10 protein-coding genes and 1 riboswitch are annotated in these 12,180 nt (G+C 58.3%); of the genes, 7 read left to right on the top strand and 3 right to left on the bottom strand.

All coding sequences use genetic code 11. The annotated features are described in order from the left end of the window. Positions 1 to 14: 14 nt before the first annotated feature. Together E1180_RS17815 and E1180_RS17820 are read left to right on the top strand one after the other, a co-directional pair. Positions 15 to 392 (top strand): VOC family protein, encoded by a 378-nt coding sequence (locus tag E1180_RS17815; protein ID WP_155193237.1) that lies wholly within the window; start codon positions 15 to 17, stop codon positions 390 to 392. Between the two features lie 563 nt (positions 393 to 955). After that, positions 956 to 1,426 carry a hypothetical protein gene (locus E1180_RS17820; RefSeq protein ID WP_155193238.1) on the top strand — a complete coding sequence of 157 codons (471 nt, stop codon included), beginning with the start codon at positions 956 to 958 and terminating at the stop codon, positions 1,424 to 1,426. Between the two features lie 394 nt (positions 1,427 to 1,820). On the opposite strand, the gene E1180_RS17825 is transcribed toward E1180_RS17820, so the two are convergent. Next, complete coding sequence (locus E1180_RS17825; protein WP_155193239.1) at positions 1,821 to 2,480, bottom strand: hypothetical protein; 660 nt, start codon at positions 2,478 to 2,480, stop codon at positions 1,821 to 1,823. Positions 2,481 to 2,775: 295 nt separating this feature from the next. Here E1180_RS17825 and E1180_RS17830 point away from each other — a divergent pair, with 295 nt between their 5' ends. The 5 genes from E1180_RS17830 (at position 2,776) to E1180_RS17850 (ending at position 7,789) form a co-directional block, all read left to right on the top strand. Then, positions 2,776 to 4,602 (top strand): sensor domain-containing protein, encoded by a 1,827-nt coding sequence (locus E1180_RS17830; protein ID WP_208997220.1) that lies wholly within the window; start codon positions 2,776 to 2,778, stop codon positions 4,600 to 4,602. A gap of 75 nt (positions 4,603 to 4,677) precedes the next feature. Next, a riboswitch (cobalamin riboswitch) is annotated at positions 4,678 to 4,901 on the top strand. A 201-nt stretch (positions 4,902 to 5,102) separates the two neighbouring features. Continuing rightward, positions 5,103 to 5,240 carry a hypothetical protein gene (locus E1180_RS17835; protein ID WP_155193240.1) on the top strand — a complete coding sequence of 46 codons (138 nt, stop codon included), beginning with the start codon at positions 5,103 to 5,105 and terminating at the stop codon, positions 5,238 to 5,240. Then, the gene (locus E1180_RS17840) at positions 5,240 to 6,001 is read left to right on the top strand and encodes a metal ABC transporter ATP-binding protein (RefSeq protein WP_196220638.1); all 762 of its coding nucleotides are present in this window, start codon (positions 5,240 to 5,242) and stop codon (positions 5,999 to 6,001) included. The genes E1180_RS17835 and E1180_RS17840 overlap by 1 nt, the downstream gene beginning before the upstream one ends. Further along, positions 5,994 to 6,896, top strand: a complete 903-nt coding sequence (locus E1180_RS17845) for a metal ABC transporter permease (RefSeq protein WP_208997221.1) — start codon at positions 5,994 to 5,996, stop codon at positions 6,894 to 6,896. Before E1180_RS17840 ends, E1180_RS17845 begins: the two co-directional genes overlap by 8 nt. After that, positions 6,893 to 7,789 carry a metal ABC transporter solute-binding protein, Zn/Mn family gene (locus E1180_RS17850; RefSeq protein ID WP_155193243.1) on the top strand — a complete coding sequence of 299 codons (897 nt, stop codon included), beginning with the start codon at positions 6,893 to 6,895 and terminating at the stop codon, positions 7,787 to 7,789. Before E1180_RS17845 ends, E1180_RS17850 begins: the two co-directional genes overlap by 4 nt. Positions 7,790 to 8,008: 219 nt before the next feature. Here the strand turns inward: E1180_RS17850 and E1180_RS17855 are convergent, their stop codons facing one another. Beyond that, positions 8,009 to 8,785 carry an alpha/beta hydrolase gene (locus E1180_RS17855; RefSeq protein ID WP_155193245.1) on the bottom strand — a complete coding sequence of 259 codons (777 nt, stop codon included), beginning with the start codon at positions 8,783 to 8,785 and terminating at the stop codon, positions 8,009 to 8,011. A gap of 265 nt (positions 8,786 to 9,050) precedes the next feature. Then, positions 9,051 to 11,753: an aconitate hydratase AcnA gene (gene acnA / locus E1180_RS17860; protein ID WP_283404571.1), complete on the bottom strand. Its 2,703-nt coding sequence runs from the start codon at positions 11,751 to 11,753 to the stop codon at positions 9,051 to 9,053. Positions 11,754 to 12,180: the final 427 nt, after the last annotated feature.

Consider the following 12,180-nt stretch of genomic DNA (forward strand, 5'->3'; position numbering starts at 1 on the left):
CATAAGGACAGATCATGGCACTGATTTCATTGGAAAACACAATCACTCTCGCGCTGTCTGTCAAGGATCGGCACGCAAGTGCGGCGTGGTATGGCGAGAAACTCGGATTTGAGGCGCTCTATCATGCCGACGAGGCCGGCTGGTCAGAGCTGGCAACGAAAACGGCGGGCGTAACCCTTGGACTTGGTGAACAAGCGGAAGCTGCACCGGGCAACTGCGTTCCCGTGTTTGGAATTGCAGATATCGACGCGGCCCGGAAGAGGCTGGAGACTGCTGACGTCAAATTCGACGGCGAGACAATTGTGGTTGAGGGGATGGTGAAAACAGCGACATTTTTCGATCCCGACGGCAATGCGCTTATGCTGGCTCAGGATCTGACCGGCCAAGGCTAGCGTCCGCGCCTCAATCGAACTGTTACAAACACCGGTCAGGGCCAGGTCTTTGAAAGATCCGGCCCGCCGGTGCGTCTCGTGGCAGTCGATCATTCTCCAGGATCAGCCGGCGGCTCCGACCGGGCCGGCCGCCTGGAACACCCGCCTCCCGGCAAACACTGGGTCCCTGGCGGACAGACCGTGTCACCGCAATCAACCGCGCCGACTTCTGAACACCGGCCACCAGTCAGGCAGAAACTTCCTTTTGGACAGATTTGCCCACCGTTGCACTGGATTGCTCCCGGTTTCGAGCAGCCCCCGTCCGGCAAGCATAATGTCTCGGGTGGGCAGACTTTGTCGCCACAATCAACTGCTCCGACCTCGGAACACTTTCCACCAGCCAGACAGAAAGTATCCTTCGGACAAATGTGTCCGCTCGGGCATTGTTGCGCATCCCTTGCCGAACACCCGCCATCTGGCAAACAGATCCTGTCCGGACCACAAATCGTCCCGTTTCCGCAGTCTTTTGCGCCAGGCTCCGAACACTTACCCCCTTTAAGACAGTAGGTGTCTTTCGGGCAGATATGACCGCTCGGACATTGTTGAGCACCTCGTTCCGAACATCCTCCATCAGGCAGGCAAATACGGTCCGGACCACAGATCGTTCCGTTGCCGCAATCCTTCGCACCCGGCTCGGAACACTTACCCCCTTTGAGGCAGTACGTGTTCTTGGGGCAAATGTGGCCGCTCTTGCACTGTTTCGCACCCTTTGCCGAACACCCTCCATCGGGCAGACAAATCCGGTCCAGGCCACAGATCGTCCCGTTGCCGCAATCTTTTGCGCCAGGTTCCGAACATTTTCCGCCCTTAAGACAATAAGTGTCCTTCGGGCAGATGTGGCCGCTTTTGCAGCGTTTGGCGCCCGGTGCGGAGCACTTTCCGCCGTCGAGGCAGAGGCGGCCCTCACCGCAATGCAGACCGTTCCCACAATCAACACGTTCGTCGCCGATGCATCCACCCCCGCTGAAGCACTTTTTGCCAGGATTACAGATTGAATTGTCTTTGCATTTCACGGCTCCAACATCAGAGCACTTACCGCCTTTAAGACAGTAACGGCCCGGTCCGCAGATATATCCACCTTTGCATTTGGTAGAGCCGGGTGCCGAACATGTATTGTTGGAAAGGCAGTAAGTTCCGGTCTTGCAGTGTGTGCCGTTGCCGCAATCATCGTATGACGCTTCTATGCAGCCGCCACCGCTCGCGCATTTCTGACCCGGAAAGCATACATTGCCACTCCGGCATTTGAAGGACCCCTTCGGTGAACAACGCTTACCGGACAGGCAATAGGTGCCAGGATTACAATGCGTTCCGTTGCCGCAATCGACATTGGCTTTCGGGATACAGCCCCCGCCACTGAAACACTTGTCATTGGGCCCACAGATGGTGCCGTTACGGCACTTGGTTGATCCTCTTGCCGAGCACCGATTGCCGCTCAAGCAAAACGTACCGGATTGGGCAATGGCGTCCACGCCCGCAGTAAACACGGCCGTACGGCGCGCAATAACCGTCATTGGCACAGCCCGTCCCTGGCGGACAACAAGCGCCGCTGAAACAGGACGTATAGCCGCGCGGGCAGACATTATAGAATCCGCCATCCGATACCGGCAGCTCCCCTCCGACATCCGCCTGATCGGTTTGGCCTTGGCCTTCTGGTGGGCTCATCGCTTTCAGGTCTGCAAGGATTCCGGCTTGTTGGCCGCGAGTCTCAGATGAGGCTCCGATTTCAGGCTCTATTGGCACGAAGGGACCATCATACCCAACCAGCTTGCCTGCTGTCACAGCTTGCGCATCGTGCTCCAAGGGCAGCGGATTTCCATCAGCGATCAACCCGCCATCGTCAAGGTCGCCTTCACTAGCCACCCCCGGCCTGGCAAGTTCAAGGCGATCAAAACCGAGCCTTTTCAATCGCTCCTGGATGGAAATCAAAGGGGCTTCGGCTGAGACCCCGCCCTCTGCACGAACCGAGGTTCCCTGAAAAGTCAGCAATAAAACAACGGCAACACAGGCATATGCAGCGGTTCGCAAAAACCACTCAGAAATTAGCGACACGGAAGATCCCCCCAGATCAGCAAATCCGTGGAACGAGCTTATCTGATCCTGCTGGCAACGCTATCCGCAAATAAGACTAGGTGGTTTTGGGCAAAATGCGCAGAGCCGGATCACACACATCGGCAACAATCGCAATATCAGAAGCAACTGACGCAATTGGAGAGAGCACTCCTAGCCTGGTATAGCGAACCGCCCCAGAAAAAACCTAGAACCAAGCCCCTCTCGCCTAGGTTGTTTTATCAATTGTAAAATATATTGGTGCTCATATTTTGGGCGAAACATGTGAGACGCCCTAGTGATACCCGCAGAAATACTTGATCAGATCACCGACAAATGCAGTGAAGGACTGGCCCTCGCACTGGCCTCAGACCAGGACGGTGCGGTCATGCACATGCGGTGGTGCAACAGGGCATTCTCAAAAATCACCGGATATGCGTCCTCGGAGATCATCGGGAAACGCGGAACGGTCCTGATTGGCCCGAGTGTGGACCAAGGCAACCACCTGATCATCATTGAAAAGCTGATGAACTGGCAGCATTTCAGCGTAAAGACGATCAACAACCGGAAAAACGGTCAGCAGTACTGGCAAAAGATGAGCTGGACCCCCTTGTCAGATCCGGCAAGCGGCGACCGTTGGTGGCTTTGTTCTCTCATTGAACTCGAGGCGCCGCCCGCCCAGCCGCGGGAGACAGGAACATTCGCGTCGATTTACTCCGGACACGAGGCAGCCGCTGAATACCTGGAGAAAATTCAAGGGCTCGAGAAAGAAAACAAAAGGCTGCACGAACTCGCAAAAGTGGTTGCAAAGGAATCCAAAGAAGATCCTTTGACCGGCCTGTCGAACCGCAGGCATTTTGAGTTAGAGTTGAAAACCTGGATCGAAAATCTCAAGCACGACGGTCCGGCGTTCGCTGTCTTTTACGTTGACCTGGACCGGTTCAAGTCCGTCAACGACACGCTCGGTCATGAGGCCGGAGACCGGCTTTTGATTGCCGTTGCCGGAATGTTGCGCCGGTTGACGCAGGAGACAGACCTCATTGCGCGCATCGGCGGGGATGAATTTGTGATCCTGCGGCCTCTCGGCGACAGCGCTCTCGACATCAGCAATCTGGCAGATGCCATCGTTCAGGAAATGCACGCCCCGTTCACATTTGAAGGCAAGTCCACCTTTTGCAGCGCAAGTGTTGGCGTTGCGATCGCCAACGCAACGATGACCGCGCCAGAGCAAGTGGTCGTGGACGCGGACACGGCGCTGTACCATGCCAAAACCAATGGCAAGAGCCGCTGGTCGTTCTTTTCCGAAGAAATGCACGCCGAGGCAACGGCAACCAAACGCATGGTATCCGATCTCCTGCTTGCCTGCGAAAAACGGGAGTTTGTCCCGCATTTTCAGCCAATTGTGGATGCTGTATCAGGCCGGATGGCGGGAGCTGAGGTTCTTGTCAGATGGGCGCATCCGAAAATGGGACTTTTGCCTCCGGAGGCCTTTCTCGACACTGCAGCGACGATGGGAATTCTAAAGCGGGTCGATGCAGTCACCTTTGAAGCGCTGCCGGAAATTCTCGGCCGCCTTGAAGCTGCAGGCATAGAGTTGCCCCGCATCTCAATCAATGTTTCCGCCGGACGCCTGGCCGATCCGACCCTCATCCATGACATCAAGAAATCGGGCATCAGTCCAAAACGTCTGGCGATTGAAATTCTCGAATCCGTCTACCTGGATCGCATTGGCGACCTTGTTGACTGGACGCTCGGAGAGTTGAAAGAACTGGGCGCAACAATTGCTCTTGATGACTTCGGCACAGGGCATGCGTCGGTTCAGAGCCTTCTAAAGATCAAGCCCGCGGTCTTGAAAATCGACCGCCAGTTCATCCAGCCGATCGTCGAGGATGAGACGTCGCGCGCCCTTGTCGCGTCCATGATCGGTATCGGCAAAAGCCTGGGCATGAGCATCATCGCGGAAGGTGTGGAAACGGAAGCACACGCCCGGCATGCCGCCCAGATGGGCTGCGACTATTTGCAAGGGTATCACTTTGGGCGGCCAATGCCCGCCGCAGAGCTTCAAGACATGCTCGCCAAGACCAATGGCGTCTTCTGGTTGCCGGACGCTGCCAACACCGCCTGACAGTCAAACGCCGGCAAATCCTCACGAGCCAAATGGCATCAGGGGAAATACGGTGTTGATAAATCCACTGTGAAAAAATAGCTTGGCATTGATGGTTCCTGCAGAATGAAAACAGCTGCGGGATGAAAAGGGAACACGGTGAGGAAGAGCCAATAGGGCGCCTAATCCGTGACTGCCCCCGCAACTGTGAGCGGAGAGCGACCCCGAACGGTGCCACTGGACCATGAACAAAGGTCCGGGAAGGTCCGGGAGAGCTTAGACCCGCGAGTCAGGAGACCTGCCATCGCAACCACAACAACCCGGGCGGGGTGTCCCGGTGGGAGAAGCCTATGTATCCAACGGCATTTGCCGTCCGGCAATATGGCCCCGCTTTGCCCCGTTTAGTCGGAGGTAGCGATGCGCCCAATTGCAACATTCACCAGCCTGCCCGCAGGCGGCCCTAACGCCCTGCACCCGCTTGGCGCAACCGCCTTGCTGAAATCCGGCACTGGGTCAAGCCAATGAGCCGCCGCTCGCCTTTGGGCCGGTTGCCGGAGCACCATTATCCCTGCCTGACTGAAATGAGCCTTCCGGCCCTCATGGGCGGCGCGCTTGTCCTGTCCGGCCTGTTATGGCTGGCCATTTTGGCGGTCTGGTAATGACCAATGTTCTTGAAATACGGAACTTGGCTCTGGGGTACCCCGGCCTGACGCTGTTCAAGCATCTGTCTGTAGACATTCATGCAGGCACAACCCTGGCTGTTATCGGCGCAAACGGCTCGGGCAAGAGCACGTTTGTCAAAATGCTCCTTGGACTCATGGACCCGCTTGCCGGACGGCTGACCTGGCCTTCGGGCCGCCCCGATGAGATCGGCTATCTCGCTCAATTGACCGAGTTCGACCGGCGGTTTCCGATCCGGGTCCGGGATCTGGCAGCAATGGGCGCCTGGCGCGGCTTCGGCCTGTGGTCCGGATTGGGCCGCGCGGGCCGGGATCGGGTTGCGGCCGCACTGGATGAAGCCGGGATATTGGATCTTGCGGACCGGTCCCTCCACACGCTGTCAGGCGGGCAGCTTCAGCGCACCCTGTTTGCCCGGGTCATCCTTCAAGATGCTCCCCTTATCCTGCTTGATGAGCCTTTTGCGGCAGTCGACCAAAGCACCGAGGCGCACCTCTTGTCGATCATCAAGCGATGGCGCGAGGAGGGCCGCGCCGTCGTTCTCGTGGTGCATGACCTGTCTTCCGTACTCGACCATTGCAGCCATGCATTGCTGCTCGGCGGTGGAACCGCGACCCATGGACCGGTGGACGAGGTTTTGACACCGGACCGGCTCGTTTCCCAAGGCTACCTTTCAGAAAGCCAGGCTGCCTGGATGTTCCGCGGCCAGGCAAATGCGCAGGAGAACCGCGCTCATGTTTGACCTCTTTGCCGAAATGTGGAGCTTTGTCTTCATGCGGCGGGCTTTCGTCGCAACCACTGTGCTATCGGCCTCTGTCGCTCCAATCGGCGCGTTCCTCGTTCTGCGCCGGCTTTCCCTTGCGGGCGAAGCGATGGCCCACGCCATCACGCCCGGCATTGTGATCGGCTTCGTGACCGCCGGCCTGTCGGTCATCTCACTCCTGGTCGGCGGGCTCGTCGCTGGTGTGGGGGTCGCCATTCTCACCGCGTTGCTGGCGCGCAAAACGATCCTGCGCAGCGACGCAAGCCTTGCATCTCTCTATCTGATTGCCCTGGCAGCCGGTATCTTCATCCTGTCGGCCGCCGGATCGGCCGTTCCCCTGAAGAGCTTTCTGTTCGGCTCTATTCTCGGGATCAATGATGCCTCCATGATGCTTGTCGGCGGAGTTGCGAGCGTAACATTGGTGGCTTTCGCAGCGCTCCTCCGTCCCTTGATCGTCAGCACATGCGATCCGATTTTCTTCGAAGCCCAGACCAAGCGGCCCTGGCTCGTCGACCAAGGGTTCATGCTTCTCCTGGTCCTGAACTTGCTGGCCGCCTTCAAGACGCTCGGCACGTTGATGGCGGTCGGACTGATGATCCTTCCGGCAACGGCGGCACGCTACTGGGCCAGCACCATCACTGGTCAGCTAATCCTCGGCTTTGCGTTTGCTTTGGCCAGCTGCTGGATCGGCCTGACACTGTCTTACCTGTTTCCGGAAACACCGTCCGGCCCGGCGATCGTGCTGGTGGCAGGCAGTTTCTTCTTGATCTCGGCCCTGTTCGGGCCGCTCGGCTTCGGTGGCCGGTTCCGCAAATCAGCCGCATCAAAAAACCTGTCTACCGATCAAACTTACACACAAGAGAGGACCCAATGACTTTTTTAAAGACCCTCGCCGCGGGCTTTGCAGCTTCTTCGCTTATGCTCGCTGCCCTGCCAGCCTCCGCCCATGATGACATCAAGGTCGTCGCCAGCTTCTCCATCCTCGGAGACATGGTAGAGCAGGTGGTCGGCGGCCACGCAAGCGTGACGACAATCGTTGGTCCGGACGCCGATGCCCATGTCTATCAACCGTCCGTCGCCGATGCCAAAGCCGTGGCGGAATCCGACGTGATCTTCGTCAACGGTCTCGGCTTCGAAACTTGGTCCGACACCTTGATTTCAGAATCGGGTACCGAAGCCACCGTTCACGTGGCAACCGAAGGCGTTACCCCGGTCAGGGTCGATGGCGAGATCGATCCGCATGCGTGGAATTCCTTGTCAAACGGCGTCATTTACGTCCGCAACATCGCCGATGCCATGAGCGCGGTCCTTCCGGACCATGCCGATGATTTCAAGGCAAATGCAGACGCCTATATCGCGCAGCTGGAAGCGCTCGACGCAGAGACCCGTCAGCGGCTGGCAGCCTTGCCGGAAGACCGGCGCACCGTTGTCACCGCCCATGACGCCTTCGGTTACCTGGCTGATGCTTATGGCATGACATTCCTGGCCCCCGTCGGCATCGACACGGAAGCGGAGCCATCCGCCCGCGATCTTGCGGTTTTGATTGCGCAATTGAAGGATCAGGGCGCTGCTGCTCTCTTTGTCGAAAACATTACCAGCCCGGCTCTTGTTCAGCAGATTTCAGACGAGACCGGCATTGAAATCGGCGGCCGTCTCTTTTCCGACGCCCTGTCTGAGCGCGGCGGTCCGGCCACAAGCTATCTCGCCATGTTCCAGCACAATCTCGGTACTCTGCTGGACGCCCTTGGCAAGAAGGTCGACGGCTAACCCGAACGGTGTTTGTCACCGATTTGGCCGGACAACCCTGCCAGACACACAGTTGAGCTGTTTTGGCTCAGCTTGGAAGAGTGAATCCCCGGGTCATGTGCCCGGGGAGGATATCGAAACCAAGCGAAGCCGTTCGCTCAACGTCTTGCTGGGATCGAAAAATCAAGCCTGAGGACAATCAACGGTTTGGGGAACGGGTATCCGGCAGCCGTCTCAGCATTAATCATTCACACCGGATGCCTCCATCCAGTCGGCGCATACAGCTGCGATCTCCTCCCACCCCGGCTCCATAAACAGAAAATGGGCGTGGTCCGGAGCCAAATGAAACGTGCCTTTGTCGCCATATTGCGCGGCAATCCATTCGCCAACCTGATGACGGACCGCCCGGTCCTCTTCGCCGGACACGACCAAAACCGGACAGGTGACCTTGTCAAAGGCAACTTTCGTGGCCTGATTGTCATCAAACATCCAGAAAAACAGCTCGAACATCACCCGGCCGGATTCCGGTCCTAGCTGATCAAAAACAGCATGCTGCTCGGCTTCGCTGAGCTTGTTGAGCGCAAACGGCGCCATTAGATCGAAGTCGACCCGTAGCGGTTTTTCCCAGAATGGGCCCATTTGCATAAACGCCTTGGCAACAGCGCGCTCATCGTCTGTTTCCGGCAAAAGGCCCCAGGGGGCGTTGGGATTGATCAGGACAAGCCCCGAGGCAAGTCCACGGGCGGCAACCTGTTGCGCGATGGTTGCGGCGATGGCGTGCCCCAGCAAGATGGGCGGTTCATCAAGAGATGCGGCAAGCTTCGCAATGTCATCGGTATAGTCGGCAACGCTTGTTTGGGCAAAATCCGGATTGGTTTCCGCAGCCGGGTCGCCGTCATGGAAGCGAAGGGTGGGGGTGTGGCAAATCCAGCCACGGTCCGTGAAAAATGTATGGTAACGTTCAAAGCTCCACGGACCGGCAAAGGCTCCGTGGATCAAGATGACATGCTTTGCCATTTATTTCCGTCCTCCCTCATTTGGTGAACGCTGCAATTCAGGGTCCACACTGTTGGCCCTGAGGGTCGCGTGCATATGGCCAAGATGCAAGGTTCCGCCGAATGCGGACCGCTCATCCCGTCACCGCGATCAGCGCCACTTGGGGTACGGTCAGGGAGTGGATCCCATGGTCAAGCCATGGGATGACTGAGTGCACGGTCACCATCGATCCAGCTGATGTCCCCAAAGCGGCCCTAAGGCCGCTTTGGGGACGTCATGAACAGGGTTAGTTCGTCACCAGGTTCCGCAGCACGTAGTGCAGGATGCCGCCGGCCTTGATGTATTCCAGCTCGTCCAGCGTATCGACGCGGCACAGGCATTCGATGGTCTTGGTGGTGCCATCCTCATAGGTGACCTCCACATCCATCATCTGACGCGGCTGGATGCCGGCAATGCCCTTGATCGTCACACTCTCCTTGCCGGTGATATTGTGCGACTGCCAGCTTTCACCGTCCTTGAAGGTCAGCGGGACGACGCCCATCCCGACAAGGTTGGAACGGTGGATGCGCTCAAAAGACTCGGCGATGACGGCGCGCACGCCCAAAAGCTTGGTGCCTTTCGCGGCCCAGTCGCGGGACGAGCCCGTGCCGTACTCCTTACCTGCGAAGACGACCAGCGGGCGGCCCGCTTCCTGGTATTCCATGCAGGCGTCATAGATCCACTTCTTCTCCCCGTCCGTCATGGTGACGCCGCCTTCAACGCCCGGCACCATCTGGTTCTTGATGCGGATGTTGGCGAAGGTGCCGCGCATCATGACCTTGTGGTTGCCCCGGCGCGAGCCGTAGGAGTTGAAGTCCTTGCGCGCAACCTGATGCTCGGCCAGATATTGACCGGCGGGGCTGTTTTCCTTGATCGCACCGGCCGGTGAGATGTGGTCGGTGGTGATCGAATCCAGGAACAGACCCATGACCGCCGCGTTTTCGATGTCTTCGAGCGGCTTCGGCTCCATGGTCATATCTTCGAAATAGGGCGGGTTCTGCACATAGGTGGACCCGGCCGGCCAGCCATAGGTCATGCCGCCCTCGACCTTGATCGCCTGCCAGTGCTCGTCGCCCTTGAAGACGTCGGAATAGCGCTCGCGGAACATGTCCTCGGTGATGGACGACCGGATCAGCGCGGTGATCTCTTCCGTCGCCGGCCACAGGTCCTTCAGGTAGACCGGATTGCCGTCGCGGTCTTCGCCGAGCGGATCTTCGGCCACATTGATATGCATGGACCCGGCAAGCGCATAGGCGACCACCAGCGGCGGCGAGGCCAGATAGTTGGCGCGCACATCCGGGTTCACCCGGCCCTCGAAGTTGCGGTTGCCGGACAGGACCGAACAGGCCACCAGGTCATTGTCGTTGATGGTCTTGGAAATCGCTGGATCGAGCGGACCGGAATTGCCAATACAGGTGGTGCAGCCATAGCCGGTCAGGTTGAAGCCGAGCGCATCCAGGTCCTTCTGCACATCGGCCTTTTCCAGATAGTCGGTGACCACTTGCGAGCCCGGGGCCAACGAGGTTTTTACCCACGGCTTCACCTTGAGACCTTTTTCCAGCGCCTTTCTGGCAACCAGCCCAGCGCCAATCAGAACAGACGGGTTGGAGGTGTTGGTACAAGACGTGATCGCGGCAATCACCACATCGCCCTCGCCGAGATCGAAATCCTTACCGTCAATGGCATAGCGCTGACCGGGCTTGTCCATAACGGCCACATCACCGGCAGCGGCCGTTGCGCCCTTGATCTCTTTCAACGCCTTGGCAAATTCCGGCGCGGCGTCGGACAGGGTCACCCGGTCCTGAGGGCGTTTCGGTCCAGCCAGCGAGGGCACGACGGTTGAGATGTCGAGTTCCAGAGTGTCCGTGAAGGCCGGTTCTTCCGAGCCTTCGCGGAACATGCCCTGCGCCTTGGCATATGCTTCCACCAGCGCGACTCGGTCCTTGTCGCGGCCGGTCGCTTCCAGATATTTCAGCGTGTCTGCATCCACGGGGAAGAAGCCGCAGGTCGCGCCGTATTCCGGGGCCATGTTCGCAATCGTGGCCGCATCTTCGAGCGACAGGTTGTCGAGGCCCGGGCCGTAAAATTCAACGAACTTTCCGACCACGCCCTTCTGGCGCAGCATCTGAACCACGGTCAGGACCAGGTCGGTTGCGGTGATGCCCTCATTCAGCTTGCCGGTCAGCTTGAAGCCGATGACTTCCGGGATCAGCATCGAGATCGGCTGACCGAGCATGGCCGCTTCCGCCTCGATGCCGCCAACGCCCCAGCCGAGCACGGCAAGGCCGTTGACCATGGTGGTGTGGCTGTCCGTGCCGACCAGCGTGTCCGGATAGGCGATTTCCTCGCCGTTTTCCTGTTTGGTCCAGACGGTCTGGGCGAGATACTCCAGGTTCACCTGGTGGCAGATGCCGGTACCGGGCGGCACGGCGCGGAAGTTGTCAAAGGCGGACTGGCCCCAGCGCAGGAACTCATAGCGTTCGCCGTTGCGCTCATACTCCAGTTCCACGTTTTTCTTGAACGCATCGCCGGTGCCAAAATAGTCGACCATCACGGAGTGGTCGATCACCAGATCCACCGGCACCTGCGGGTTCACCTTTTTGGGATCGCCCCCAAGCTTGACTGCCGCATCGCGCATGGCGGCCAGGTCAACAACAGCCGGGACGCCGGTAAAATCCTGCATCAGAACCCGGGCAGGCCGGTAGGAAATCTCGTGGGTGGATTTGCGCGTCTTCAGCCATTCGGCACAGGCGACGATATCCTCTTTGGTCACCGTCCGCCCGTCTTCAAAGCGCAACAGGTTTTCAAGCACCACTTTCAGCGAGAACGGCAGTTTGGAGACTCCGTCGAGGCCGTTCTTCTCCGCTTCGGGTATGGAAAAATAGGTGTAGGTCTTGCCACCAGCATTGAGCGTTGTCTTGCACTTGAAACTGTCGAGGGACTGGGTCACGACGGGTGCTCTCCTTCACATCCGTGGCAGCCTCGGCGCGTCCTGCCGGGTGCCGGTCTACACAATTTTTGCAGGCGCTTTTGGAAAGAAAAGCCATCTCATCCCAAAAGGTTCCGCCATGGACATGAACAGAGCCTCTCGCCCGTTCCCGTCCTCACATTTCTTTGGCAGCGGTTTTACAAAATTCTGGCTATAATCGCCAGAGATCACACCAAGATGTAGGAAGGCGCGTCCCAATTTTCACCCGCGTCGCGCATAATCAGCTTTGCTGTAGGCTGGGCAAAAACCGAAAGAAACCGGGCGAAACAAATCCACTTCCAAGGGAACCGAAAAAGATTGCATACCGTTGTATACTGAACTATGTAGTGCCCAGCGAGCTTCCCCGGCGAGCCATTGAATGCGCGCCCGGCATTGGAGCTCTTCCCAT

This window comes from Roseibium denhamense (assembly GCF_009711415.1).
In the GTDB taxonomy this organism is placed as follows: domain Bacteria; phylum Pseudomonadota; class Alphaproteobacteria; order Rhizobiales; family Stappiaceae; genus Roseibium; species Roseibium denhamense.

What these genes read in the sequence shown, in the direction of transcription:
- E1180_RS17850 (WP_155193243.1), top strand. Translation starts at nt 6,893, where the DNA reads ATGACTTTTTTAAAGACCCTCGCCGCGGGCTTTGCAGCTTCTTCGCTT.
- E1180_RS17840 (WP_196220638.1), top strand. Translation starts at nt 5,240, where the DNA reads ATGACCAATGTTCTTGAAATACGGAACTTGGCTCTGGGGTACCCCGGC.
- E1180_RS17820 (WP_155193238.1), top strand. Translation starts at nt 956, where the DNA reads ATGACCGCTCGGACATTGTTGAGCACCTCGTTCCGAACATCCTCCATC.
- E1180_RS17855 (WP_155193245.1), bottom strand. Translation starts at nt 8,785, where the DNA reads ATGGCAAAGCATGTCATCTTGATCCACGGAGCCTTTGCCGGTCCGTGG.
- E1180_RS17815 (WP_155193237.1), top strand. Translation starts at nt 15, where the DNA reads ATGGCACTGATTTCATTGGAAAACACAATCACTCTCGCGCTGTCTGTC.
- E1180_RS17845 (WP_208997221.1), top strand. Translation starts at nt 5,994, where the DNA reads ATGTTTGACCTCTTTGCCGAAATGTGGAGCTTTGTCTTCATGCGGCGG.
- E1180_RS17835 (WP_155193240.1), top strand. Translation starts at nt 5,103, where the DNA reads ATGAGCCGCCGCTCGCCTTTGGGCCGGTTGCCGGAGCACCATTATCCC.